The following is a 24,587-nucleotide window of genomic DNA, read 5'->3' as shown; positions in this document are numbered from 1 at the left end:
CGGGAAATCAAACAGAAAATCCCCTGACACGATGCCAACGGACGGCATCGTGTTTTTTTTGTTCAAGGAGCAAATATGTTCGTCAGAGGAATTCGCGGAGCCACAACCGTGGAAGAGAATACAGAAGAAGCTATTTTGACTGCCACCAGAGATCTGCTGGCTGCCATTCAGGAAGCCAATCCAACCCTTACGCCAGACGATCTGGCTTCTGCCCTGTTCACGGTGACGGATGATCTAACAGCAGCCTACCCGGCCAGGGCAGCCCGTCAAATGGGTTGGACGTCCGTCCCTCTGATGTGCGCTCGTGAAATCCCTGTTACCGGCAGTCTCCCCCTGTGCATTCGCGTTTTACTCACCTGGAATACTCCCCTCTCTCAAAAAGACATCAAACATATTTATCAAAGAAATGCCGAAATCCTGCGCCCTGATCTTGTGCAGAAACGGTCAGACTGAACTCATTCCGTCCGGTCATGTCGCCAGACCGGCTCGAAATCCAAAGGAGGTTGTTATGATGGTTGTCATGAATATTGATGCAACAAAGGAACAAATTGATGCGGTCATTGCCCGGGTGGAAGCCAACAAATTCAAAGTGATTGTCAATCCCGGTGAAGAGCGAACCGTAATCGCTGTGGTTGGCCCGAATCCTTCAGCGATCCGGGAGCAACTCATGTATATGCCTGGAGTTGACCATACTGTTCCCATTTCTCGTCCGTACAAAATTGCTTCCCGCGAATTTATCCCGGAGAACACGGTATTTCCGCTGGACGGATTCATGATCGGCGGGGATGAGGTCGTCATGATAGCCGGTCCATGTGCTGTAGAAAGCCGGTCACAGCTTCTGGAATGCGCCCAGGCTGTCAAGGAAGCCGGAGCTCATGCCCTGCGGGGCGGGGCTTTCAAACCGCGCTCTTCACCCTACAGTTTCCAGGGAATGGGCGAAGAAGGCCTGGAAATCCTGGCGGAAGCCCGCGAGGTGACCGGTCTGCCGGTCTTTACCGAAGTGATTGCCCCTGAACAGGTTCCCCTGGTAGCCAAATATGCCGATGTTTTACAGATTGGCGCCCGTAATATGCAGAATTTCGCTCTTCTGCATGCTGCCGGTGAGTGTGATAAACCCGTGCTGCTTAAACGCGGCCCATCCGCCTTGATTGAAGAGCTCTTAATGGCTGCCGAGTATATTCTCTCTCATGGTAACCGCCGGGTTATTTTATGCGAGCGCGGTGTACGTACATTTGAAACTTCTACCCGCAACACCACCGATATTAATGCCATACCAGTATTGAAAAACCTGACTCACCTGCCGGTAATCCTCGACCCGAGTCACAGCACAGGCCATGCGGACCTGGTGGCACCAGTGGCCCGTGCGGGCATTGCCGCCGGAGCCGACGGCCTGATCATTGAAGTGCATCCAAATCCGCGGCAGGCACTATCAGACGGCGGGCAATCCCTCACACCTGAGAAATTCGCCATATTGGTCAGACAGGCCAAAGGCATTGCCCGTGAAGTAGGACGGAAATAAGATGAGCGATGAAGGTCCTGGCTTTTTTGCGGATAAACACGTGGCCATCTTCGGGTTGGGTTTAATGGGGGGGTCAGCCGCCAGGGTTTTGAAAGGGAAATGCCGCCGGTTGACGGGTATTGACCCCAACCCGGCTGTAGTTCAGGCTGCCCTGTTGCAGAAGGTTGTCGACCGGGCTGATGTGCAACCCGGCGATCTTCTGGTAGATGTAGACCTGGTTATCCTGGCAGCACCAGTGAATTCCATTGTATTCCTGCTCTCCAACCTTCCATCGTATTGCCCCAACCGGGCAATGGTGATCGACTTTGGTTCCACAAAAAAAGCCATCTGCGAAGCCATGCGGACCCTGCCATATCGGTTTGACCCTGTCGGTGGACATCCCATGTGCGGTAAGGAAACCTCGGGACTCGAAAATGCCGATCCATCTCTCTTCAAGGGAGCTGTTTTTGCCCTGGTAGCACTGGACCGTACCTCTCCAGTCGCCCGGATGACGGCTGAAGCTCTGGTTGGTTTACTGGGATCACACCCCCTGTGGTTGGATGCCGCCGTGCATGATCGTCACGTGGCCGCAACCAGCCATTTGCCTTATCTGATTTCTAATGCGCTGGCATTCTGCACCCCCGTTTCCGCCGCCCCGTTGACGGCTACTGGTTTTGCCAGTGCCACACGGCTGGCCGGTACGTCTCCTGACATGATGATGGATGTACTGCAAACCAATCGTGATGCGATACTGGCTTCTCTACATCAGTATCGCGATCATTTGGCTATGCTGGAAAACTTGCTTTCAACCGGCGATCTCACCCAACTTCGCTATTTACTCGAAGCCGGGTCTGAAAACCGCAATCGAATTGAAATGTTCAGTAAAGGTGACACATTATGACACTTACCATACTTCCCGGTCACTCCCTTTCGGGAGTTATATCTCTTCCCGGTGACAAGTCGCTTTCACACCGGGCTGCCCTGTTTGCCTCGCTGGCTGCCGGCCGCAGTCAGATTGAGAATTTTCTGGTTTCCGGTGTAACAACACGGCTGCTAGAGGCCCTCACCAGCCTGGGTATCTTCTGGAAACTTGATGGCACCACGCTGACCGTGGAAGGTAGAGGACTGGGCGGTTATTCCATTCCATTTGCTCCCATAAATTGCGGCAATTCTGCCTCAACTCTGCGCTTCTTATCTGGTGCCCTGGCAGCCTCTGGAACACCTGCGGTATTGGATGGATCAAAGGGATTACGCCGCCGGCCTATGGACCGTATCATTGTGCCGCTGCAACAAATGGGTGTGAATGTAAAAGGTACAGCCGGGTGCGCCCCACTGAGTATGGGGGTATCCCATCTTCCCCTAAAAGGCGGCATCATTAACACCCCGGTGTCCAGCGCCCAGGTAAAAACCTGCCTGCTGCTGGCCGGTCTGTCGGCCGGAGAGCCGGTGACTATCATCGAACCCGGTTTCTCGCGCGACCATACCGAAAGAATGCTGGCAGGCATGGGAGTCACCATCAACAGCGAGAAAACATCCGCAAACGGTTCGGCCCAATATCAAACCCACCTGATTCCCCCGGCAACCCGTTATTCGTTGAAACCATTGACGATGTCGCTTCCGGGGGATTTTTCTTCTGCCGCTTTCCTGATTGTGGCCGCTGTGATCACCCCGGGTTCGGAGATCACCTTGCAAAACATAGGTCTGAATGCCACACGCACCGGGCTGCTGGATGTGCTGCTCTCCATGGGTGCTTCCATACAGATTGCCGCCCGGCCAAGCCGGAATGGCGAACCTGTGGGTGATCTGACCATTCGGCATTGTCCGTTGAAAGGTGTGGATATTTCCGGTGAACAGGTGGTGCGGATGATCGATGAATTCCCCATATTTGCCATAGCAGCCGCCTTTGCCAGTGGAACTTCCACAGTACGCGACGCCTCTGAATTACGTCTGAAGGAATCTGACCGCATCAGCGGGCTTTGTGCCGAATTGAAAGCGATTGGTGTTTCTGTTGATGAGACTGTTGATGGTTTTTCCATCCATGGAAAAGGTGCCATACAGGGAGGGACTGTTGATCCGCATGGAGATCACCGCCTGGCAATGTCGCTGGCTGTAGCTGGTCTGGCTTCGCAACAGCCAATCACCGTACTGAATTCCGAGATCATGCAGGAGTCCTTCCCGGAATTTACCGATGTCATCACCCGGCTGGGTGGTGCTCTGGAAGACACACCCAATCTGGAACCAAGTCACGCATGATGTGTGCTGTCATTCAGACGTATCACCTCGGGTTGATTGGATGGCCGGTGGAACACAGCCTGTCACCAGTCATGCACAAAGCAGCGTTACAGGCAGCCGGTTTAAATGGCGACTATTCGCTGTTTCCCATTGCGCCGCTTCCGGCAGGAGAAGCAGAATTGTTCCGTCTGGTTGATCGGATGAAACATGGAGATTTGACGGGACTGAATGTGACAATTCCGCACAAACAGACAGTCTGTGCTTTTTTGGATAATCTCACTCCGGCTGCCCGGACGATTGGAGCGGTCAATACTGTCTTTTTGAATTCAAACGGACAATTATGGGGTGACAACACCGACTGGTCTGGCTTTCGTCAGGATCTGGCAAACCAGTATGAGGGTCAATCTGGATTGGTACAGATTCTGGGAGCCGGTGGAGCAGCCCGGGCTATTGTGTATTCTCTTATGATGGATGGTTGGCAAATTAATATTTCCTCACGCAGACCGGATCAGGCAAAACAGCTGGCAGCCGAGTTTTCATCCGCCCACCACCCGGTCTCAGCATTTCCGGTAGAACAGTTCTCCCTGCTTCCAGATGTCACTCTGATCGTCAATACCACGCCGGCCGGAATGAGTCCGGATATCCATTCCTCACCGTGGCCTGTCGATCTGCCTTTTCCCCGCAGGGCATTCATATATGACCTGATCTACAATCCGGCAGAAACCAGACTCATGTCCGTCGCCCGTTCAGCCGGTTTGACGGCCGTGAACGGTCTGGGAATGCTGGCAGGGCAGGCGGCTCGGGCATTTGAAATCTGGACAGGTCATTCCATTCCGATTGATGTTTTCCAACAGGCTGCCTGTGAAAGGATTTCTCTATGACATTGCGATTTCTCACCGCTGGTGAAAGCCACGGCCCCGCCTTGATTGCCACCCTTGACGGACTTCCATCCGGGTTAAAGGTAGATCTTGACAGTATCAATGCCGATCTTGCCCGCCGTCAAAGCGGGTCAGGCGCCGGACCGCGCATGAAAATGGAGCAGGATCGGGCAGTAATTCTGGGCGGTTTAATGGGCGGTCATACCACCGGGGCACCGCTCGCCATGATGATTGAAAATAGAGATCATGCCCATTGGAAAGGGATCAGCGTCGATCCGTTCACCATTCCGCGCCCGGGCCATGCCGATCTGACGGGTGCGGTCAAATTTGGTTATTCCGACTTACGTCCCGCCCTAGAACGGGCCTCTGCCCGTGAGACAGCCACCCGGGTGGCTGTGGGATCCGTCTGCCGCCAGCTGTTGGCCAATTTTGGTATTGAGGTAGGCGGATATGTCACCTCAATCGGTTCGGTTGAAGCCAATCTCCAATCCATACCCCTTCAGGAACGGATTTCCATTGCCCGTAAATCTGACACCGGCTGCCCCGACCCATCAGCCTCACAGGCTATGCAAACATTAATCCGTGAAACCACTCTGGCTAAAGATACTCTGGGCGGCATTATTGAGGCTGTTGCTATCGGGCTGCCAGTTGGACTGGGCTCTTTCACCCAGTGGGATAAACGTCTGGAGGCCCGCATCGGAGCGGCCATTCTCAGCATCCAGGCTATCAAGGGAGTGGAAATAGGACCGGCATTTGAAAATACCCGTCATCCGGGAACGAGTGTACAGGATGCTATTCACGTTGAAAATAGCCAGCTGATCCGTCCATCCAATCGGTGCGGCGGCATCGAAGGAGGTATTTCCAACGGACTTCCGGTGATTGTACGGGCAGCCATGAAGCCTATTGCCACAACCCTGACCCCGCAATCATCAGTCAACCTGGCCACCGGCGAAGGTATTGATACCAGATATGAACGTTCAGATTTTTGCCCGGTTCCTCGCGCCGTTGTGGTAGTTGAATCCATGCTGGCCTTTGTGCTGGCAGATGCCCTGCTGGAAAAACTTGGCGGTGATTCGTTATCAGAAATGCGTCCCCGCTATGAAAACCTTAAGAAGATGCGATTGGGTGATTTAACAATGGATAATACTGCACACATCTGGTGGCCGGAATGACCAATCCCATCCTCTTTTTCTACGGTCCTCCCGGCTCGGGGAAGAGTACTATCGGCCGATTGGTGGCGCAAAACCTTGACCTGACTTTTCACGACCTGGATTACGAAATCGAACAGGATGCCGGCAAACCGGTCTGGCAGATATTTCAAGATGAGGGAGAAATCGGTTTCCGGCAGCGTGAAACAACCATGTTGAATCGGCTGATCGGGCAAGATTCCGGCATCATTGCTCTGGGCGGTGGAACGTTGTTATTACCTCAAAATCGGTCGGCCGCTGAAAAAGCCGGTGAGGTGATGGTTCTGGATGCTCCACTGCAAGTGATCCATGCCCGCATAAAGGCAGATTCAAACCAGAGACCTCTGCTGGCCGGAGAGCTGAAAGAAAAGCTCGGAAACCTGTTGGAAAGCCGGTCAGACCATTACCGTTCTTTTACCCATCACGTTGATACGGAAAATTTGACCCCGGAACAGGCCGCCTGGCAGGTGCAGATTCAACTGGGTTTATTCCGGGTTAAAGGAATGCAAAGCGGAGCCGGTAAAAACGGCGGTTATGATGTGCTGGTTCAGCCGGGCGGATTGCAGGATATCGGCAGAGAACTGACTGCCCGCCGCCTGAACGGTCCGGTCGCATTGGTGACGGATGATCATGTCGGCCCGTTGTATGCGGAAAAAGTGATGGAAGCACTGAGAAAAGAAGGGTATTCTGCCTCCCTGTTCCAGATAAAAGCGGGAGAAGAATTTAAGACCATCGATACGGTAAACCAGTTGTGGGAATTCTTCCTGGCCAACCATCTTGACCGCAGCAGTACCGTGGCGGCGTTGGGCGGAGGCGTGGTCAGCGATCTGGCGGGTTTTGCGGCAGCTACATACCTGCGCGGTGTCCGCTGGGTGGTTATGCCTACAACTCTGCTGTCTATGGCCGATGCTTCCCTGGGTGGAAAAACTGGGGCCGATTTGCCAGAAGGTAAGAATCTGATCGGCGCTTTCCATGCCCCTTCGCTGGTGCTGGCAGACCCGGATGTTCTGGCGACATTGCCAGAGCGTGAACTGCGCGGCGGTTTTGCAGAAATTATCAAACATGGCGTAATCAGTGATCCCGTTCTCTTTGAGGCATGCCGCAGGTTGACCGGATTATCAATGGAAAACATCCGGAAAAAACCGCTGGCGGCCATCATTCGACGGGCTATGGCAGTGAAAATCCGGGTGATTGAGCAGGATCCATATGAACAGGGTATTCGAGCTGCCTTAAACGCCGGTCACACCATCGGGCATGCCATTGAACGAGTATCCAATTACGCGGTCAGCCACGGAGAAGCTGTTGGTATCGGTCTGGTTGTGGAGACTCGCATGGCCGAAGAAATGGGTATTGCCCGCAACGGACTGACGGACGAAATCAGCCGTATGGTTTCGGGCTTCGGACTACCGGTTAATATTCCCACCGGCATGGACCGCGATTCCGTGGAAGCCGCCCTGTTTCGCGATAAAAAACGATCCGGTGATGCCGTCAAGTTTGCCATGCCGGTTGAAATAGGTCAGGTGAGAACCGGCATACGCCTGACGCCAGAAGATCTCAGGAGGAATCATGCCTTCAGTGCTTGTTTTGCACGGTCCTAATCTGAACCTGCTCGGTCTGCGTGAACCGGGTGTATACGGTACGCTAACTATGGAGGATATCAATGCCCGGATGGTTGATCTGGGGAAGGAATTGGGGGTAGAGGTACGCTGCTTCCAATCCAACCACGAAGGGGTATTGATTGATACATTGCACGAGGCGCGCACCTGGGCCGACGGTGTAGTGTTCAATCCCGGCGGTTACACGCATACATCTGTTGCACTTCGTGACGCCATCTCCGCCATCAGCCTGCCGGTCATTGAGGTGCATCTCTCCAATCTGCATGCCCGCGAAGAATTCCGGCACACATCCATGATTTCTGCTGTGTGCGCAGGAACGATAAGTGGACTGGGGGTGCAGTCGTACCTTCTGGGTCTGCGTGGATTGGCCGGAATAATAAAAGATCCCGGCCATTAACGCCTTCAATTCATGAAATCACAGTTGTTTTCTGATATGCTCGTCACTTCTGTGATAGACTTGCTCATCTATTGAATTGGAGAAAATCATGTCTGATGAAATTGAAACCCCAGAAGTTGATATTGATGAAAATGAACCGGTATTCTTTAAAGTAAAAGCCCTCACCCTGGTGGCTTCTGCCGCCCGGATTATCTCGTGGGTTGTTCTGGCTGGATTTGTCGCCATTATTGCGGGCAATCTCTATAACCTCAATGAACTTTCCCAGGGTGCCAAGCTTGCCGAACTACTTAAGGCAGCATCACCCCGGCTCTGGATGGTGACCAACCTGGTCACACCTTTCTTGATTGGCGCCACCTGCTTCATCACCCTTCAGGGCGTCTGTAATATCATCGATGCTCTTCTGGAAGTTGATTTCAATACCCGTGAAGCCAAATAGACATCAAAAAGACGGGTTGGGGAATTGTAGTCCAACCCGTTTTTTCATATTAAAAAACTTGAGCTGATCAGGTTCCTGTTAAGTCTGTTGTGGTTTGACGTCAAAAGAACATTCTATGAATAGCAGTAGGATGGGTCTCGGCCTGTCCTTTTGCTATTTTTTTATACAGCATCCGTCTGTGTATAAATCGTGATAGTGTCGGTTTGACCGTTGCAGATCTGAATTATCTCGAGATGACAATTGGACCCCTGCGATTGATTATGAAAACAGGAAACCCAATCTGTTCTGTAGATTTTAATGGCAAACTTCCTGGTTTACGGGTTTTATCAATCACTTAAAGTCACCAGACTGTTCGGAGTCCATCGAGTTGTTGTTTCCCATCGTCTGATAAATGGGTCTGTTGCGGTTTTTCTGTCAATATACGCTGTAATCTGTTGCGAATATGAGGAACTGCGAGAATCGTCTTTTAGAAATCTGAAATTGAACCGAAAAAGAGCCGCCACTGGGCCATCAGCTTTTTTCTGTTCATTGACTATGCTCACCAGCCAGCCTCTTTCACCAAACCAATCCATCAGGGTGCAGTCGCAATAATAAGACAGGGTGCCAATTTCCCCGTTTAATCTCAGGTTCTCATCTGCGCAATTATCTTTAATCCAAATCCCAATCTGTTTGTACTGCTCTTGAGAAGCTCTGTTGGTGTGAATGGGCATTTCCGCCATTTTAAACTGTTGATTGGCTAAAATCACAGTCAATCCTGCGGCAGGAATGAGTATTAACACCGATATGAAACCTCGAACAACAATCGTTTTCCATTTATAAGTTGCAACATTTTCATACAAGATTCCAAGAGCAAAGCTGCCAACTATCGTAGCAGACACGATTTCAGGTGCATAGTACCAGTGGTATGGAGGCACATGCAGAAACGAATATGCCGCAAAATGGGAAAGACCGTATAAGAAAACCACTCCCGGAACCTCAGCCGTTCGAATAGGCCGAAAGATCATGGCGATACAGGAAAGTAATATGAAAAATGACAAAAACGATTCAAAAGGATATCGTTCAAAATATAAGGAAATCCCATCAGAAAACTCATAATGTCCCCAGTGAGACTGAAGCGTTTTTATAAAAAAAGTATCTGGAATGAATGACCCCAATTGCACCCAGGAAAAAAGAAACCAGGGCAAGGTTACCAGTAGTATTAGACATATGAACTTCAAACGGTTTTTCCGAAAAGGGATTTTAAAGAATAGAATGCAGGCAAGCAAAATTCCATCCATCCGGGTAAGTACAAGCAACCCGAGAACAACGGCCAACCAATTCCATTTTTGATATACAAGACAATACAGTGAAGCAATTATCAACGATGAAAACAGGATACTTTCCATACCCAGAGTAGATAAAAGCAAAGGATTAAGTAATAGAAGGTATGTTGTTAGCCAGCCGAATATTTGTCCTCCTGGCAATCGAACAGCGATACGATCCATACATTGAAAAATGACAACAAAACTGATGGAAGCCAGAATTACGGGCAACCGGGTGAAGTTTTTAATGACCAATCCCAATAAAGAGAGAAGGATCACATTCAGTGGTGAAGTGGCTGTATTGGTCACATGCGCAGGCGTAATCCCCCAGACACCGTGCCCGACTATGGATCGAACATAATCGAGAGTAATGTACGCATCGTCAATGCAGGCATTTTGAAAAATACTGAAATAACCGTAAAAAGACGCAAATAACAGAACCAGCTTGAGACAATTTATTTGTGAACTTGATATCGGATATTTTGACCGGTATCCATGTATTAAGTCAGTCTGAAAGACTTTCAGATTCCCCTTTTCCCATTTGTTCAGCATGGTCAGGTTCCCTCCAATTAAAATTGAATCCACCTGGAATCATTCCAGACGGAGTAATAGTATGTATTTCACTAATTTCCTTTTATCTACTGGCGTGTATTACCCGGATCAATGAATATCCGCCCTTGCCAATAATAATTTTACCTTTTTTTGAAAAAACGAAACCTATCAAGAATGAGGCACACTCATCCTGCCTGGATTTTAATAAAAAAAACCCCCGCGGTCATCGCGGGGGGTTGAAAAGGCTGAAAAGAACTAGAGTTTTACTACGTTTGCAGCCTGAAGGCCTTTGGGGCCTTTTTCGATGGAGAATTCCACCTTCTGTCCTTCGGTGAGGGTGCGGAAACCTTCGCCCTGGATCACGGAATGATGTACGAAAACATCAGCGCCATTTTCCTGGGAAAGAAAACCATAACCCTTGTCATTATTGAACCATTTGACTGTACCAACTACACGATCTGCCATTTTTTCTCCAACTTTCTTCTAAAAAAACTATTACCGTCCAAAGCCGCCGTAGCGATTATCGCCACCGTTACGACCCTGGTTACGACCATATCCACCACCGCTGTTGCGGTTGCCGCCATATCCACCGCGTCCACTTTCTTCTTTGGGACGGGCGATATTGACTTTTAATTCACGGCTGCCAAAGCTGAAGCCATTGAATTTCTTGATAGCTTCCTCAGCCTCTTCCTGGGTACTCATGGTTACAAAGGCGAAGCCTTTTGATCTGCCTGATTCGCGATCTTTAATCACATCAGCAGCTTTAACCGTGCCAGCCTGTGAAAACAGGGTACGCAATTCGTCCTCTGTAGTAGAGAACGAAATGTTACCGACATACAACTTTACATCCATCAAATTTCTTCCTTTGGGGGTGTTTCAGAAAAAATATGCCGCCAACCTCGCAAATAAGGTCTGGCGACATTTGCACACAAGCCCTCGTTTATTGCACAGATAGTATAACACAGAATTGCCTGTATGGATACGCGATACAGGATTAATGTCCGGCATGTTCAGGACAAATGTACTTATTCCCTACTCAGCATAACCACAAAGTGCCACAGCCCGGGGACCTGTATTGATCCCAAGAACCGGACCCGTAATATTTGTAAGAATTTCCTTTGGCGAGAACTCTGCCTGCACCCGTTCTATTAATTTGCCAGCATCTTCCAGAGAATTTCCATGCAATACGGCTACATGATCGGGGGTCTTTCCTCCCATTTTTCGGATAAAAGTATTAAATACCATATCCATCATATGGTTGTGGGTTCGGGCAATTCCTTCCGGTTCAACCAACCCTGTCTCATGATTAATGGAGACAATCGGTTTGATTTGCAGATGAGCACCCAACCAGATGGCAGCTCCACCGATGCGTCCGCCGGTTTTAAGATATTCCATGGTATTCATTCCCACCACCTGTGTCAGGGAATGGCGAATCTGGTTGGCTTTTTGAATTATGGATTGAATATCCCCACCGGCTTCCGCCAGACGAGCTGCCGCCAGGGTCTGCCATCCGAGAGTCATCGTAGGACCTTTAGAATCAATCACATGGACGGGCACAAAAAATGATTTGGCAGCATTTAATGCTGTCTGATAGGCTCCGCTCATGGCACTACTTACGGTAAGAACAACTATTTCCAATGCGCCTTTTTCTACAGCCGCCGTAAACGCTTTTTCAAAGTCCTTTTCTGTTGCCTGAGCCGTGGTAGGGCGAACAGGATCCGATTCCAACCGGCGGTAGAATTCCTCAGGCTGAAGATCCACCCTGTCTTTATACTCATGGTCTCCCCAGATCACATAATGAGGAACAACTCCGATCCCATATTGAGAGATGAGGTCCTGTGGAATATCGCACGTTGAATCAGCAATAACGGCTATATGGTTGTCATTCATGAGTTTACCCGGGAAATAATAATAAAATAAATTTTAATCCCATATCGAAAACATATAGATGAGAATTGGATTAATTTTTCTCGTCGTGGAAAGCTGTTTTCTTATTCTTTTTAGTGAGTGAAATATGACCACAAATATGTATCGGGCATTAACGTTGATTTTGACAATGATAACCGGGTTCCTTTTCTGGTTGTGTGCCCATATACTTCATGAGGCGTTTTGGCTGTATGCGTACCAGATTCCACCATTAGGTGAATGGCTTGTTCCAACCATTCTATTGATATCGGCATTACCGATGGCGTGGATTATTCTTTCCAAATTGGCACCCCGGCTTTCTTCAGACACATCCATAACTGCATCAGGAATCAATCGTCTTATTCTTTGCCTGGTAATGCTGGGTATCTTTGTGTTGGGTTTGATCCTTTAATTACCAAAGGAGGCAATCTGTGACATCCATTGAAAATATTGCATACGAAATCAGAGAGTTTTGCCTGAAAAATGCGGATAAAACCATAGCAGAAAAACACAGGCGATATTTTGTGGAAGGTTATGATCCTTATGGCATTTCCCAAAAAGCCATGAATGAAGAACATAAACTTTTGTTATTGAAATATAAGCCAACCTTTGGGTTTGACGATTTTCTGGCGCTGGGTGATTTGCTGATGAAATCAGGGAAATACGAAGAAGCCAGTTTTGCCCTTATGTTTGTCACTGATTTTTCCAGGGAATATCAACCGGCCACGTTTGAACGGATCGGGTCGTGGCTGGACTATGGTGTACGTAACTGGGCACATGCCGATATGCTGGCCGTGAGTATTTTTTCAAAGTTCCTGTTGAAAGGGATTGTTCCATTTACAGCTTTTTCTGACTGGCGGACGGCGGAGTCAAAGTGGAAAAGGCGGGTCGTGCCGGTAAGTCTTATAAAATTTGTTAAGAAATTTGGCCGTACCCGGGAGCTTTTAGATTTTCTTTCCCCGATGATGTTATATCCTGAAAAAGTTGTTCATCAGGGACTGGGATGGTTTTTACGTGAAGCCTGGAAACTGAATCCCGAACCAGTGGAAACCTTTCTGTTTCAATGGAAAGATTCAGCTCCGCGGTTGATTTTTCAGTATGCCACAGAAAAAATGACGGCGGATCAAAAGGCATTGTTCAAACGGGCCAAATGACCGGGGTTCCTATATCTGAACAACTCGACAATATCACCTGTTTCCTGCACCGGTTCTCACTTTCGGCACATGATTAACTACTTCGGCAGCGATACAGTAAAGGGCAACTTCATCCTTTAACATCGAAAGCCGAATTCATCATGACAGAAAAATTTCGCGATCCGGTCAGCGGCCTGACCCATCTGGTATCTGCGGTACTTTCCGCCCTCGGAACCATCGTCCTTCTCATTATCGCAAGGGGTGATCCTGAAAAAGAACTAATGCTCCTTATCTACGGTGTGACTCTCACATTGATGTTTTCGGCCAGTGCCACGTACCATCTGGTTCGTACCACTCCGGAAAAACAATTGAAACTGCGTAAATTCGATCATTCTGCCATCTACCTTCTGATTGCCGGTACCTATACCCCCATCTGCCTCACATTCTTTACAGGGTATTTCCGCTGGGGATTTCTTGCTGTTGTCTGGCTTTTCGCTTTGATAGGTATTACCGTGAAGTTGTGCGTGATTCATGCACCCAGAGGGTTAAATGCCGGAATTTATCTCGTTATGGGATGGCTGGCCGTGTTTGCCATCCAGCAAATTTTGACCACAATGCCCGTGGGTGCCATCATTTGGCTGGCAGCCGGCGGTTTTTTCTTTACCTTTGGGGCTGTGATTTACATTTCAAAAAAGATGGATTTCTTTCCCGGCATTTTTGGATTTCACGAAGTTTTCCATATCTTTATTATCCTGGGCTGCCTGTGCCATTTCATCATGGTTGCAGCTTATATCGTCCCATACACTGGCCTGGCCTGATTCACTTTCAAATTCAATCGGTCGGAATTTTCCGGCCGATTTTTTCACTCTTGCAATCTGCTGTTTAAAAAATGTATAGTATAGGTAAGAGGGGATTTGACGTACAAACCGAAGACGATGATTGGAGAGGAACCATGAGTCTTCTACAAAGTTTGTTCGCGGATAAGAAACAGGCTACCGAGATCAAATCAGCTTTTACCATGGGCATGGAACAGGCCAGGCAGCATCTCTGGGAGGCCGCCCTCCCAAATTTCCTGATGGCTGTTGACTTGCCGCACAGTTATGTGAAATCGCAGATCATGCTTTGCCTGTGCTACAGTCATCAACTGGATGCCGAATCAGTACGTATTCATCTTCGACATTTACAGAAAGCAGATCCCACCCTGGCAGAAAAGATTGGCAGCTTGCCGGGCGCTTCCCGGGCCTTATGCCTGGCCACCAGCGACGAACTCGAGTCACCACAATTCACCAGAGTTCTGGTTGATGTTCGCGATCATCACAGACTTCCCACTCTTTTTGACCTGAATCTACCACCTTCCGGTTACATCAAACTCATTCTTGGAATGGTCAACGAGGGATACCTAACCCGGATTAAGATCCGGGATACCAGAGATCCCGCTCATCTGCCTGATCTTTGCTGCCCAAGCCTGACCCCCAAAGGAGAGGCGGCTCTGGAAGTCTGGGAATCAACATTTTCCATCTTCGCCGATAATGTGATGGCGCTTGTCGAACAACGGTAGATCATCTCCGGTAGTTTTTCAAATTCAGGGTATGATTGGCTTTCTGTGAAAGGACAAGCATGCCATGAAATTATCCTCAGCCCGTGAGTTGTTGGAACCCAATCAGTCTGCCATCGTCTTTTTTACCCACGGACAGGATTTTCATGTGGATAACACCGGTGAGGGGGAAACAGGAAACTGGATTTTAAATCCCGAACTGGTTCGAAAAGTGGACAAGGTAATCGTGTATTACAGAGATGAGACCCTCAGGATCAATCGTATTTATATGGGTAATTTCCACAGTCTTCGTAAGGGCGAGCGATCACGGCGGTGGATTGTCCGTTTCACCGGTATGACTGATCTGGGGACAACCGGTGTCCACTGGTTGGAATTCGGTAACGGCAGCAAAGCGCCGGTCAATTACGTGGAAAAACCCGGTTGATGACCAGGATTTTTATGGTTCTGTCGGGGAGAATAATGCCGTATCTATAACACTGCCTGTTGCCGGATCAACAACAACGAGATTCAACCCATTTTGATGGTAAGAATAATCACGGTGATTAATTTCTATTACAGCCTGTTCCTCACCAGATATTTCTCCGGCACTGACCAGATGCAGATCAATCGGCCAGGTGGAATCCGATAAACTGTTTCCTTTTTGAGCCGAAAATTCAACTTTTTGTTCAGATGTTTTTACAAACTGCACCTTATGCCGGAAAAGCACAGCCGCAAAACTCATTCCTGCTCTGGATGGTAGTCCAATCTCAAGTCCGAGATTCCGAAAAGTTGCATTAACGGCCTCATTAGCCAGCGTAGAGACATCTTTCATGACTGAAAGGACCAGTATTTTATCTTGATATTTCGTGATGAAATCATCCAGGGGAAGAGCGAGACAATTGGAATTGGTGCCTGTAATGGAAATATCGGGATAATCCATCGGGTTCCTGCTGAAGCCAGGTGCCAATACCCATTCCTGATTAACATAGGCAAGAAACGCATCACGTCCGTATTTCTGGCAAACGGAATGCAATAATTCAGGGCTTTTGATAATGTACATTTCACCCGTGAGAGTATCCCCATTCTTTAATTCTTTCTCTTTCTTTGCAGCCGCCGGCCCGATGGATGGACTGTATCGGGCATAATAAGAATAGTTGATTCTCATATGGTTTTCTGCCGCATACTGTGTCAATCTATCCCAGTTCTGCAAACTGAGCGGCAAAATCACCACAGAATTGAATTGACTGGCTGCATCTGACCAAAAGTCAGACTTCAGGGTGGTTTGCTTCCCCTGCGGTTCAGCAAATTCTGTATGGAAACGCTGTAGCTGCGGCATCACTTCGGTCAGTTGAACGCCGAAAGCTGCCAGTAAAATGAGGCCACCCACCCAGTTCCGCCGGGAGATGTTGACCGTCTGGCTGATGGCAAAGATAAAAACAAGATAAAACACCGGCCAAAGCATACGTTCCGTTCCCCGAAACACACCCCACAACCGCAGGAGTGGTTCAGGAAGCGTGTAGCTGAAGAGAATCCGGTCGTTGAACGTCACCACGTTGCTGAGGGCAAAGATAACAAGGACCGGGATGATGATAAACAATCCGATATTTCCAACCAGCATCTGCCGCAGTGATTTTTTCTTCCAAAAAAACCATGAAACCAACCCCAGAAGAAACAACAGGATGATGCCCAATCCAAGATAGTTCACATTGAGCGGATAAGTTCCTTCGGCCAAGGGTAATGGAGAAAAGAAACGCGACCAACCTGATAAGGGATTGAAGAAAGCATTCAGGTTGGCTTTGAAATACCCCAAACCTTCGTCAGACATATCCACAGAAGCGGTAAAGAAGCCAACCAGCCACATCAATATGGCGGTAGATCCAAGGCTGATGGCAAATTCTTTGAGGATGGGCAAAATTTTCCGATCTTTCAGGTACCTTTCGAGAAGCGTCCCACAAAAGATCACAAAGGTCATTACGAAGAAATACCCCTGAATTAACACGGCCATCCCATGAACCAACGGCCAGAGATGGTTGTTTTGTCCATCTTTCTTATTCAGGAAATATAGATATATGGCAAATAAAACAATCCACTGGCCGGAAAGAGGGGTATACCGAAAAACCCGGAAGAGGAAAATGTCAGCAAGGCAAAAAAATAGCGGGGCAATCAACGCGGCTAACCGTCGTCGAGAGACTTCATAAAGGATGAGCGCTGCAAAGGCACCCTGCAATACAAAATTAAGCAGCGTCCACCATCCAAAATACTGGAAGGTAGCCGGAAGAAGAAAACTGATCAGTTTGAGAGGAATGGCGATTAGCGGGATGGAATCCGTAAAACACATACAGGTGCCGGTGGGGTACCCCAGACTGCAGCTAAACCCAATGGGAAACATCCAGGGATCGTTGCGGTAAAAAACCCACCCGAGATAATGTTGGGCATTATCCCCCAGGTTAAACAGCCAGTCCACCCGGCCGGTATCCAGAGTTCCGGTTCCATAGACAAGATAAAAAATAAGGGCACCGGTACATCCGCCAAGGATTGCCAGAAGATTGCGCGGTTTGACTATGGATTGATCGTTTATGCTGTCATTAATCCGAATAATCCCACGGATAGCCAGTGAAAAGAAAACAGTGGAGATACCCACAAGTAAGATCTTCACATACAGGCTTCGCTGTGAAAAACTTCCACCAGCCAGTATCCAGGGAGCCCATATATCCTTTAAGAGCCAGGCCAGCAAACCACCCAGCAACAGAGATACGGTTATTCGGATGGCTTCATCAGAATTAATTCTCTTCATCATACCGGTTATTGTACCCGGCTGGAACACAAATCCATACAGGATGGAACGATTCGATCTGAGTTTTGATAGAATTAGATAACTATTTTTATCCATCAAGGTAGTAATTGGCATTCTTGTTTAGCCAGGTAGATCAGGTCAGGCTGCACTTTTTTAGTCGTTCCTGAGGAGGGACAGAATGAAAACACAACACAAACTGATATTCGTAAGCCTGGGATTTATTCTCGTCGGAGGATTGATATCTGGCTGTGGCAGCGATCAAAACCAGGTCGTTGCCCAGACGATGGCAGCCCTCACGCAGAAAGCCATTATGGAGGCAGCCGCCACAAATACCCCCCTGCCGCCGCCCACAGCTACGGAGACTCCTCTTCCTTCCGCCACTCCGACTCCCACCATCACGCCAACGCCAGATTACACCAATTTTAACAAGGTCACTCCGGCGGCTGCTTCCGTCAATGTGGCTTCGTATAAAAATGTCAACTTCAAGTTTGTGAAGATGGAAATAGGCAGCAAGGTCATTCCGCTTGATCCCAATGCCACCACCGGCAAGGAATATGAATTTAACAAGGGACAGAATACGGCCAATATTTACTTCATGGCCGATGTCAACGCCATCTACAATAAGGTCATCAGTACCAATACCTATGTGATTGTCACGTTTTCCAATGGAGAAAAACAATTAGTGCTGGAAGGGTGGAATTCCAAAGGCGGTGCATTGAAGGGTTTTTATGCCAGCGAGAAAACCGATACCGTGGGTGAAGCCGATTTTGCCTTTGCCATCCCGGAAGAGGGCATGGAGATAGTGGAATTGCAGTTGGCCGAAAGTGCCAAAGCAAAAGATAACGCTGTTGTATTATTTAAAAAATAACGAGAAATTCAAGGCGTGGCTTTATTCCTCCACGCCCCAATTCGATATGCAATCCGTAGGGGTGGACGGCCGTCCACCTTTACGGCAGAAATAATACAAAAGCATCGCGAAAGCACATTCCCCGGCTTTTCCTATCATGTAAAGACAAATTTTTCAGTCGCCAGAAGAAGCCAAGCAAAGGTTTCAACTCCGCCCCCTCATGCATAACACCACAGGTAGGGGTGGACGGCCGTCCACCCCTACGATTTGGTTCACAAGAAAAAATTCTTGAGGTGATGATTCTCCACTTCCATTTTGGAAATGAAGAAAGACCGGTGTGGGGAGACTAATTTACGTAATCCAACCACTTCGTAGAAAGTGGATGTTCCCCGTTTACTACTTTTTTGAACTCTGTCTGAATTTTGCGGGTGATGGGCCCCATTTTGCCGGAACCGATAACCCGACCGTCTATTTCCGAAACCGGGGTCAGTTCGGCCGCTGTGCCGCACATAAAAACCTCATCGGCAATATAGAGCTGATCGCGCCCAATCATCGTTTCGGTTACAGAGTATCCCATTTCTTTGATCAGCGTCATCAGTGAATCGCGGGTGATCCCTTCCAGGGTATCTGCGGTGATCGGAGAATAAAGCTGCCCTTTACGCACGAGGAAGACGTTCTCTCCTGTGCATTCGGCCACATAGCCGGAGGGATCCAGCATGATGGCTTCATCATACCCGAGGCGGATGGACTCGGTCTTGGCCAGAATGCTGTTGGCATAATTGCCTGTCACCTTAGCTTTGGTCATCGAGACATTCGGGTGATGCCGTGTAAAGGAAGCCACATTGGCTTTCAACCCATTTTCAATCTGTTCCTGGCCAAGATAAGCCCCCATTTCCCAGACGCCGATGCCCACAGCCGCTTTACCGTCATCCAGATTAAGCGACGGAAGAGGGCTGGCCAGGTAAAGCAGCGGACGGATATAACAGGATGAATAGCCATTCGCCTTGATGATGTCTTTTGTGGCCTGGCAAAGCTCTTCTGAGGTGAAGGGAAAATCTCGAACCCCAATGATGCGTGCCGAGTTGATCAGGCGGTCCATATGATCTTTCAACCGAAAGACAGCCGGACCTTTGGATGTGGCATAACAGCGAATTCCTTCAAACACGCCGGCGCCGTAGTGCAGTGTCGTGTTAAAAAACGGGACTGTTGCTTTTTCTGTTTCAACGATTTTTCCGTTCATCCACACGAATTTTGGATATGAAGCCATGCTACTACCTCCGATAAAAGAAAAAGTTTACAGAACATCAAGAATTGAATCCGTCACCTCAGTCGTGTTGGCAGTCCCCCCCAGATCAGCCGTCAACCGGCCAGAAGCAATGGTTTTTTCTACAGCCATTTCTATGGCAGATGCCTCTTTTTCCAATTTCAATGAATAACGCAGCAAAAATGCCGAACTCAAAATGGTACCAATCGGATTGGCAATTCCTTTACCAGCAATATCCGGTGCAGAACCATGAATCGGTTCATAGAGACCGGGTCCGTCGCTGCCCAGTGAGGCAGACGGCAGCAGCCCCATCGAGCCAGAAAGGACGGCAGCCTCATCGGTGAGAATATCGCCGAACATATTCTCGGTCACCAGCACATCAAATTCCGCCGGATTAGACACGAGACGCATGGCAGCGGTATCCACCAGCATGTTTTCCAGCTTCACATCCGGATAACCGGCCGCCACATCAGCCGTCACCTGGCGCCACAGACGGGACGTCTCAAGCACATTCGCTTTGTCTACCGATGTGACTTTTTTTCGGCGGCCGCGAGCCAGTTGAAACGCCATATCCACAATCCGGCGGATCTCATCATCCATGTATTCCATGGTATCCACGGCATGGGTGCGGCCGTCAATCTGCTCACGGCATTTTGGTTTACCGAAGTAAAGGCCACCAGTCAATTCGCGTACCACAACCATATCCACACCAGCCAGTTTCTCTGGCCGAAGAGGAGACGCCCCCACCAGCGAAGGATAAACCTTCACCGGGCGCAGATTGGCAAATACCCCCAGCCCTTTACGCAACGCCAGCAATCCCTTTTCAGGACGTTCTTTGGCCAGAGGATCGTCCCATTTGGGGCCGCCTACAGCACCGAGGAGAACAGCATCAGCCGATTGGCAGGCTTTCAATGCCGAATCAGTGAGAGCAACGCCGGAAGCATCAATGGAACACCCGCCGATGAGTTGTTTCTCAAAATGGAAAGAATGGCCAAACTTTTTCTCCACAGCCTGAAGAACACGGACGGCCGCTGCCACCACCTCGGGACCGATTCCGTCACCGGGCAGTAAGATGATTTTTGCTTGCATGAATTTACACTCCCTGACTGGCAGGATGAACTACCGCCAGGCCGTATTCTATCGAATCGACCAGGGCCTGCCAGCTCGCTTCTATGATATTGGTGCCCGCACCAACCGTATTCCAGGTCTTGATCTCATTTTTTGTTTCGATCAAAACTCGGGTGGTGGCACTGGTGCCATTCTTACCATCCAAAATACGGACTTTGTAATCTGACAGGTGGAAACTGTCTACTGCAGGGTAATGTGTGACCAGCGCTTTTCGAAGCGCCAGGTCAAGCGCATTAACCGGGCCATTCCCTTCTGCCGCCGTGTGCATCACCTGATCATCCACCATCACTTTTACAGTGGCTTCAGAGAAGATTCCCCTGCCGCGGCGATGTTCCACTTCTGCGGCAAAATCGATCAGTTCAAATGGAGCTTTGTAATTCTTTTCCAGTCGTTTAAAGAGCATGACCACGGATGCTTCGGCCGCTTCAAAGGAGAATCCTTTGGCTTCGAGCTGTTTGACTGTTTGAAGCACTTCCACAGCCTGACTTTCATTTTCCAGGGTAATACCGTATTCTTCTGCCTTGCTGACAAGATTTCCCTTGCCCGAAAGCTCCGAAACGATCACCTCCATGCGGTTTCCCACCAGTTCGGGGTCAACATGTTGGTAAGACCGGGTTGTCCTGCGCATAGCCGCTACGTGAATACCACCTTTGTGTGCAAAGGCCGCCCGTCCTACATACGCCAGATGTTCATCAGGCGAGAGGTTGGCCACTTCAGCCACATAATGGGAAAGGTCAAAGAGATTCTTCAATTGCCCATCTGGCAGGGTTTTCAATCCCATTTTTAATTCCAGGTTGGGGATGATGGAACACAGGTTGGCATTGCCGCAACGTTCACCATATCCGTTGATGGTACCCTGCACCTGAATGCAGCCTTCCCGTAAAGCAGAAATGGAGTTGGCCACAGCACATTCGCTGTCATTATGCGCATGGATTCCCAGAGGAGCATCCAATTTTTCTTTCACCTGACGTACGATTTCACTGACTTCCCAGGGCATGGAACCGCCGTTGGTTTCGCAAAGCACCAGGGTTTCAGCTCCGCCGCGTTGTGCAGCCTTGAGAGTCTCGATTGAATATGCAGGATCCAACTTGAAACCATCAAAAAAATGCTCGGCGTCATAGATGACCGACCGTCCCTGAGAAGTAAGATAGGCAATGCTCTGTTCGATGATTCGCAGGTTGTTATCCAGCGAGGTGCGCAGTACATCCGTCACATGCAGCACTGATGTCTTGCCGACCACGGTGCAATAGGGTGTTTCGGCTTCCAGAAGGGCACGGATGTTGGCATCCTCATCCGGCTGCTTATTGGCGGCACATGTACTGCCAAAGGCCGCGATCTTGGCATTCTTCCAGGTCGTTTTCGCCGCCCGTTGAAAAAATTCAACATCCTTCGGGTTGGAACCTGGCCAACCGCCTTCGATAAAAGCGATCCCCAGGTCATCCAACCGGCGGGCAATATTCATCTTATCGCTGACAGAGAGTGAAATATCTTTGCGTTGAGTTCCGTCGCGAAGGGTGGTGTCATAGATCTGGATCATTTTCCCATCCCTATCCGCTGAAATTCAGCTTTTCATAGGATGAAATCTGCGCTTCCATCCCGAGAAGATATCCCAGCTCATCGGTGCCATTCAACAGACAATTCTTCGAGAATGCATCGATCGGAAAATTAACCCGGCTGTCATCTGGCATTACGAGTTCACTTTTCTCAAGATCAATGGTCAGGTGTGCATCAGGAATTTCCGTGAACATATCCACCAGTTTTTGGTGGGTTTGAACATCCACAAGCACCGGCAACAAACCATTTTTCAATGAGTTATTCCGAAAGATATCTGCAAATGATGTGGAAATAACCGCCCGAAAGCCGAACCCGGTTAATGCCCAGGGCGCATGTTCACGGGATGAACCGCAGCCGAAATTATCACCGGCCAACAGAACCTGAGCACCCTGACTTTGAGGTTGATTCAAGATGAAATCAGGGTTGGGTTTTCCATCCGGCAGGTATCGCCAATCGGCAAAAAGATTGGCTCCCAGGCCTTTTTTATCGGTTACCTTCAAGAATCGGGCGGGGATGATTTGATCTGTGTCAATATCGTTCACCGGTATCACCACCACCCGTGAATGGATCGTTCTAAATGGTTCCATGGAGACTCAATTCTGTCTATAACAACGTTCGGGGATCGGTCACCCGGCCGGTGACAGCCGATGCAGCTGCCGTCAGCGGGCTTGCCAGGAAGGTGCGTCCGCCTTTTCCCTGACGGCCTTCGAAATTGCGATTGCTTGTGCTTACAGCGTATTGACCCGGCTCAATCTGATCACCATTCATGGCAATGCACATACTGCAACCAGGTTCTCGCCATTCTGCACCGGCGGCTTTGAAAATTGCATCCAAACCTTCTGCCTCTGCCTGTCGTTTAACTTCCTGTGATCCCGGCACGACAAGCACCCGCAATCCATCAGCCACCTTCCAATCTTTCAAAACAGAGGCTGCCTGACGCAAATCAGAAATGCGTCCATTGGTACAGGAGCCAATAAAGACCACATCGATTTTGTGACCTGCCAGTTTTTGACCGGATTTCAAGCCCATATAGGTCAATGCTTTTTCGAAACCGGCCTTCTGGTTATCGTCTTTAAACGATTCGACTTTTGGTAATTTTTCGGAAATGGAAATGCTCATTCCCGGATTGGTACCGTAGGTTATCATGGGTTCCAGTTCTGAAGCATTAATCACTACCCGGGCATCATATTCGGCGCCGGAATCAGTAACCAGTTCTTTCCATTCGGCCAGTTTCTGTTCCCAGGCATCTCCCCGCGGAACATATTTACGGGCAGACAGGTACTCAAATGTGGTTTCATCCGGAGCGATCATCCCGGCGCGGGCACCAGCTTCAATCGACATATTACAGACTGTCATGCGCTCTTCCATTGACATAGCCCGAATGGTTTCACCGGTGTATTCAATAACATAACCCACTCCGCCGCCAACACCAATTTTATTGATGAGCGCCAGAATGACATCTTTTGCAGAAACACCTTTCGCAAGCTGGCCATCCACACGTACTTCCATAGTTTTTGGGCGACGCTGCAAGAGGCACTGGGTGGCTAAAACGTGCTCGACTTCGCTGGTGCCAATGCCAAAAGCCAGTGCACCAAAAGCGCCATGGGTGGCTGTGTGACTGTCTCCGCACACAATGGTCATTCCGGGCTGGGTAAGTCCCTGTTCAGGCCCGATGATATGAACCACACCCTGATCTTCGCTTTGCAAACCATTTAAAGTGATGCCAAACTGACGGCAGTTCGCTTCCAATTGGTGAATCTGTTTCACACATAACTCATCGGCGAAATCCAGGCGGCTTTCAGGCGTTCCGTTTGACCGGGTTGGGATGGCATGATCAATTGTGGCAACCGTTCGTTCAGGGCGGCGTACTGTCAACCCACGCTCTCGTAATCCCTCGAAAGCCTGGGGAGACGTGACTTCATGGACCAGATGAAGATCAATATAAAGCACCGCCGGCATATCGGGCGGCTGTGCCACAATATGCTTTTCCCAGATTTTATTAAAGAGTGTTTTTGCTGGGCTCATTCTTCCCTGCTGTATTACCGGATTGGAATGATGAGTCACCGTAGGTCTCGACGATGTTTTTTTCCGATGGCGTGAAGGCAGACACATCCCAACCACCCGGAATAGTCCGCGGGGCGCTGAATGGATCCAGCATTTTTGTCACACTGGGTTCAGCTACAACTTTTCGACCGGCTTCCGGCAGATGGATCCGTTGTATGGCAGACACATCCCAACCGCCCGGGATGGTGCGCGGATTGCTGTAGGGATCCAGCATCTTTGCCACACTGGGTTCAACCAACACTGTGCTTCTTGTATTCATATCTCACT

At 49.2% G+C, this 24,587-nt stretch carries 26 protein-coding genes; 15 read left to right on the top strand and 11 right to left on the bottom strand.

Annotated elements, in window-relative coordinates; genetic code table 11:
* The first annotated feature begins 75 nt into the window (after positions 1-75).
* The 9 genes from aroH to LTAR_RS07550 all read left to right on the top strand — a co-directional run bounded on the left by aroH (position 76) and on the right by LTAR_RS07550 (position 8,244).
* Positions 76-453, top strand: coding sequence for a chorismate mutase (aroH, locus tag LTAR_RS07590; RefSeq protein ID WP_062421601.1), 378 nt, complete (start codon positions 76-78; stop codon positions 451-453).
* A 55-nt stretch (positions 454-508) separates the two neighbouring features.
* On the top strand, positions 509-1,519 hold the full coding sequence (aroF, locus tag LTAR_RS07585) for a 3-deoxy-7-phosphoheptulonate synthase (RefSeq protein ID WP_062421600.1): 1,011 nt from the start codon (positions 509-511) through the stop codon (positions 1,517-1,519).
* Between the two features lies 1 nt (position 1,520).
* On the top strand, positions 1,521-2,399 hold the full coding sequence (locus LTAR_RS07580; RefSeq protein WP_062421599.1) for a prephenate dehydrogenase: 879 nt from the start codon (positions 1,521-1,523) through the stop codon (positions 2,397-2,399).
* Complete coding sequence (aroA, locus tag LTAR_RS07575) at positions 2,396-3,751, top strand: 3-phosphoshikimate 1-carboxyvinyltransferase (RefSeq protein WP_062421598.1); 1,356 nt, start codon at positions 2,396-2,398, stop codon at positions 3,749-3,751. Before LTAR_RS07580 ends, aroA begins: the two co-directional genes overlap by 4 nt.
* On the top strand, positions 3,748-4,611 hold the full coding sequence (aroE, locus tag LTAR_RS07570; RefSeq protein ID WP_062531869.1) for a shikimate dehydrogenase: 864 nt from the start codon (positions 3,748-3,750) through the stop codon (positions 4,609-4,611). Before aroA ends, aroE begins: the two co-directional genes overlap by 4 nt.
* A complete protein-coding gene (gene aroC, locus LTAR_RS07565) occupies positions 4,608-5,780 on the top strand; it encodes a chorismate synthase (RefSeq protein ID WP_062421596.1) in 1,173 nt (390 codons plus the stop codon). Before aroE ends, aroC begins: the two co-directional genes overlap by 4 nt.
* A complete protein-coding gene (aroB, locus tag LTAR_RS07560) occupies positions 5,777-7,393 on the top strand; it encodes a 3-dehydroquinate synthase (RefSeq protein ID WP_062421595.1) in 1,617 nt (538 codons plus the stop codon). Before aroC ends, aroB begins: the two co-directional genes overlap by 4 nt.
* Positions 7,362-7,808, top strand: a complete 447-nt coding sequence (gene aroQ, locus LTAR_RS07555; RefSeq protein ID WP_062421594.1) for a type II 3-dehydroquinate dehydratase — start codon at positions 7,362-7,364, stop codon at positions 7,806-7,808. Before aroB ends, aroQ begins: the two co-directional genes overlap by 32 nt.
* 88 nt (positions 7,809-7,896) lie before the next feature.
* Positions 7,897-8,244: a hypothetical protein gene (locus LTAR_RS07550; protein ID WP_062421593.1), complete on the top strand. Its 348-nt coding sequence runs from the start codon at positions 7,897-7,899 to the stop codon at positions 8,242-8,244.
* A 326-nt stretch (positions 8,245-8,570) separates the two neighbouring features.
* Here LTAR_RS07550 and LTAR_RS07545 read toward each other — a convergent pair whose 3' ends face one another.
* From LTAR_RS07545 to LTAR_RS07530, 4 genes are all read right to left on the bottom strand, one after another.
* Positions 8,571-10,097 carry a hypothetical protein gene (locus LTAR_RS07545; RefSeq protein WP_062421592.1) on the bottom strand — a complete coding sequence of 509 codons (1,527 nt, stop codon included), beginning with the start codon at positions 10,095-10,097 and terminating at the stop codon, positions 8,571-8,573.
* Between the two features lie 255 nt (positions 10,098-10,352).
* Entirely contained in the window at positions 10,353-10,562 is a 210-nt protein-coding gene (locus tag LTAR_RS07540) for a cold-shock protein (RefSeq protein WP_062421591.1), read from the bottom strand.
* A 30-nt stretch (positions 10,563-10,592) separates the two neighbouring features.
* Positions 10,593-10,949 carry an RNA recognition motif domain-containing protein gene (locus tag LTAR_RS07535; protein WP_081419881.1) on the bottom strand — a complete coding sequence of 119 codons (357 nt, stop codon included), beginning with the start codon at positions 10,947-10,949 and terminating at the stop codon, positions 10,593-10,595.
* Positions 10,950-11,129: 180 nt separating this feature from the next.
* Positions 11,130-11,987: a DegV family protein gene (locus LTAR_RS07530; protein WP_062421589.1), complete on the bottom strand. Its 858-nt coding sequence runs from the start codon at positions 11,985-11,987 to the stop codon at positions 11,130-11,132.
* 124 nt (positions 11,988-12,111) lie between these two features.
* On the opposite strand from LTAR_RS07530, the gene LTAR_RS07525 reads away from it, so the two are divergent.
* The 5 genes from LTAR_RS07525 (at position 12,112) to LTAR_RS07505 (ending at position 15,114) form a co-directional block, all read left to right on the top strand.
* A complete protein-coding gene (locus tag LTAR_RS07525) occupies positions 12,112-12,414 on the top strand; it encodes a hypothetical protein (RefSeq protein ID WP_062421588.1) in 303 nt (100 codons plus the stop codon).
* A 19-nt stretch (positions 12,415-12,433) separates the two neighbouring features.
* On the top strand, positions 12,434-13,156 hold the full coding sequence (locus LTAR_RS07520) for a DNA alkylation repair protein (protein ID WP_062421587.1): 723 nt from the start codon (positions 12,434-12,436) through the stop codon (positions 13,154-13,156).
* Positions 13,157-13,296: 140 nt separating this feature from the next.
* Positions 13,297-13,953: a PAQR family membrane homeostasis protein TrhA gene (gene trhA, locus LTAR_RS07515; RefSeq protein ID WP_062421586.1), complete on the top strand. Its 657-nt coding sequence runs from the start codon at positions 13,297-13,299 to the stop codon at positions 13,951-13,953.
* A 134-nt stretch (positions 13,954-14,087) separates the two neighbouring features.
* The gene (locus LTAR_RS07510) at positions 14,088-14,693 is read left to right on the top strand and encodes a hypothetical protein (RefSeq protein ID WP_062421585.1); all 606 of its coding nucleotides are present in this window, start codon (positions 14,088-14,090) and stop codon (positions 14,691-14,693) included.
* A 64-nt stretch (positions 14,694-14,757) separates the two neighbouring features.
* Complete coding sequence (locus tag LTAR_RS07505) at positions 14,758-15,114, top strand: hypothetical protein (RefSeq protein WP_062421584.1); 357 nt, start codon at positions 14,758-14,760, stop codon at positions 15,112-15,114.
* A gap of 12 nt (positions 15,115-15,126) precedes the next feature.
* Here LTAR_RS07505 and LTAR_RS07500 read toward each other — a convergent pair whose 3' ends face one another.
* Entirely contained in the window at positions 15,127-17,577 is a 2,451-nt protein-coding gene (locus tag LTAR_RS07500; protein ID WP_062421583.1) for a DUF6311 domain-containing protein, read from the bottom strand.
* Positions 17,578-17,641: 64 nt separating this feature from the next.
* On the opposite strand from LTAR_RS07500, the gene LTAR_RS07495 reads away from it, so the two are divergent.
* Positions 17,642-18,331: a hypothetical protein gene (locus tag LTAR_RS07495; RefSeq protein WP_062421582.1), complete on the top strand. Its 690-nt coding sequence runs from the start codon at positions 17,642-17,644 to the stop codon at positions 18,329-18,331.
* A gap of 325 nt (positions 18,332-18,656) precedes the next feature.
* Here LTAR_RS07495 and LTAR_RS07490 read toward each other — a convergent pair whose 3' ends face one another.
* The 6 genes from LTAR_RS07490 to LTAR_RS07465 are packed head-to-tail and all read right to left on the bottom strand — an operon-like array spanning position 18,657 to position 24,579.
* The gene (locus tag LTAR_RS07490) at positions 18,657-19,577 is read right to left on the bottom strand and encodes a branched-chain amino acid transaminase (RefSeq protein ID WP_062421581.1); all 921 of its coding nucleotides are present in this window, start codon (positions 19,575-19,577) and stop codon (positions 18,657-18,659) included.
* Between the two features lie 27 nt (positions 19,578-19,604).
* A complete protein-coding gene (gene leuB / locus LTAR_RS07485) occupies positions 19,605-20,663 on the bottom strand; it encodes a 3-isopropylmalate dehydrogenase (protein ID WP_062421580.1) in 1,059 nt (352 codons plus the stop codon).
* Positions 20,664-20,667: 4 nt separating this feature from the next.
* Positions 20,668-22,239, bottom strand: coding sequence for a citramalate synthase (gene cimA / locus LTAR_RS07480; RefSeq protein WP_062421579.1), 1,572 nt, complete (start codon positions 22,237-22,239; stop codon positions 20,668-20,670).
* Positions 22,240-22,249: 10 nt separating this feature from the next.
* Entirely contained in the window at positions 22,250-22,843 is a 594-nt protein-coding gene (gene leuD, locus LTAR_RS07475) for a 3-isopropylmalate dehydratase small subunit (protein WP_062421578.1), read from the bottom strand.
* A 16-nt stretch (positions 22,844-22,859) separates the two neighbouring features.
* The gene (leuC, locus tag LTAR_RS07470) at positions 22,860-24,281 is read right to left on the bottom strand and encodes a 3-isopropylmalate dehydratase large subunit (protein ID WP_062421577.1); all 1,422 of its coding nucleotides are present in this window, start codon (positions 24,279-24,281) and stop codon (positions 22,860-22,862) included.
* The gene (locus LTAR_RS07465) at positions 24,256-24,579 is read right to left on the bottom strand and encodes a hypothetical protein (RefSeq protein ID WP_062421576.1); all 324 of its coding nucleotides are present in this window, start codon (positions 24,577-24,579) and stop codon (positions 24,256-24,258) included. Before LTAR_RS07465 ends, leuC begins: the two co-directional genes overlap by 26 nt.
* Positions 24,580-24,587: the final 8 nt, after the last annotated feature.

This window comes from Leptolinea tardivitalis (genome assembly GCF_001050275.1).
Taxonomy (GTDB): Bacteria; Chloroflexota; Anaerolineae; order Anaerolineales; family Anaerolineaceae; genus Leptolinea; species Leptolinea tardivitalis.
The sequence above is the reverse complement of the archived record's forward strand: the minus strand, read 5'-3'. Positions and strand labels throughout refer to the sequence as shown.

Bases quoted from the DNA above. Each gene is read 5' to 3' on its own strand.
- aroH (WP_062421601.1), top strand. From the start codon at position 76: ATGTTCGTCAGAGGAATTCGCGGAGCCACAACCGTGGAAGAGAATACA.
- aroF (WP_062421600.1), top strand. From the start codon at position 509: ATGATGGTTGTCATGAATATTGATGCAACAAAGGAACAAATTGATGCG.
- LTAR_RS07580 (WP_062421599.1), top strand. From the start codon at position 1,521: ATGAGCGATGAAGGTCCTGGCTTTTTTGCGGATAAACACGTGGCCATC.
- aroA (WP_062421598.1), top strand. From the start codon at position 2,396: ATGACACTTACCATACTTCCCGGTCACTCCCTTTCGGGAGTTATATCT.
- aroE (WP_062531869.1), top strand. From the start codon at position 3,748: ATGATGTGTGCTGTCATTCAGACGTATCACCTCGGGTTGATTGGATGG.
- aroC (WP_062421596.1), top strand. From the start codon at position 4,608: ATGACATTGCGATTTCTCACCGCTGGTGAAAGCCACGGCCCCGCCTTG.
- aroB (WP_062421595.1), top strand. From the start codon at position 5,777: ATGACCAATCCCATCCTCTTTTTCTACGGTCCTCCCGGCTCGGGGAAG.
- aroQ (WP_062421594.1), top strand. From the start codon at position 7,362: ATGCCTTCAGTGCTTGTTTTGCACGGTCCTAATCTGAACCTGCTCGGT.
- LTAR_RS07550 (WP_062421593.1), top strand. From the start codon at position 7,897: ATGTCTGATGAAATTGAAACCCCAGAAGTTGATATTGATGAAAATGAA.
- LTAR_RS07545 (WP_062421592.1), bottom strand. From the start codon at position 10,097: ATGCTGAACAAATGGGAAAAGGGGAATCTGAAAGTCTTTCAGACTGAC.
- LTAR_RS07540 (WP_062421591.1), bottom strand. From the start codon at position 10,562: ATGGCAGATCGTGTAGTTGGTACAGTCAAATGGTTCAATAATGACAAG.
- LTAR_RS07535 (WP_081419881.1), bottom strand. From the start codon at position 10,949: ATGGATGTAAAGTTGTATGTCGGTAACATTTCGTTCTCTACTACAGAG.
- LTAR_RS07530 (WP_062421589.1), bottom strand. From the start codon at position 11,987: ATGAATGACAACCATATAGCCGTTATTGCTGATTCAACGTGCGATATT.
- LTAR_RS07525 (WP_062421588.1), top strand. From the start codon at position 12,112: ATGACCACAAATATGTATCGGGCATTAACGTTGATTTTGACAATGATA.
- trhA (WP_062421586.1), top strand. From the start codon at position 13,297: ATGACAGAAAAATTTCGCGATCCGGTCAGCGGCCTGACCCATCTGGTA.
- LTAR_RS07510 (WP_062421585.1), top strand. From the start codon at position 14,088: ATGAGTCTTCTACAAAGTTTGTTCGCGGATAAGAAACAGGCTACCGAG.
- LTAR_RS07505 (WP_062421584.1), top strand. From the start codon at position 14,758: ATGAAATTATCCTCAGCCCGTGAGTTGTTGGAACCCAATCAGTCTGCC.
- LTAR_RS07500 (WP_062421583.1), bottom strand. From the start codon at position 17,577: ATGCCAATTACTACCTTGATGGATAAAAATAGTTATCTAATTCTATCA.
- LTAR_RS07495 (WP_062421582.1), top strand. From the start codon at position 17,642: ATGAAAACACAACACAAACTGATATTCGTAAGCCTGGGATTTATTCTC.
- LTAR_RS07490 (WP_062421581.1), bottom strand. From the start codon at position 19,577: ATGGCTTCATATCCAAAATTCGTGTGGATGAACGGAAAAATCGTTGAA.
- leuB (WP_062421580.1), bottom strand. From the start codon at position 20,663: ATGCAAGCAAAAATCATCTTACTGCCCGGTGACGGAATCGGTCCCGAG.
- cimA (WP_062421579.1), bottom strand. From the start codon at position 22,239: ATGATCCAGATCTATGACACCACCCTTCGCGACGGAACTCAACGCAAA.
- leuD (WP_062421578.1), bottom strand. From the start codon at position 22,843: ATGGAACCATTTAGAACGATCCATTCACGGGTGGTGGTGATACCGGTG.
- leuC (WP_062421577.1), bottom strand. From the start codon at position 24,281: ATGAGCCCAGCAAAAACACTCTTTAATAAAATCTGGGAAAAGCATATT.
- LTAR_RS07465 (WP_062421576.1), bottom strand. From the start codon at position 24,579: ATGAATACAAGAAGCACAGTGTTGGTTGAACCCAGTGTGGCAAAGATG.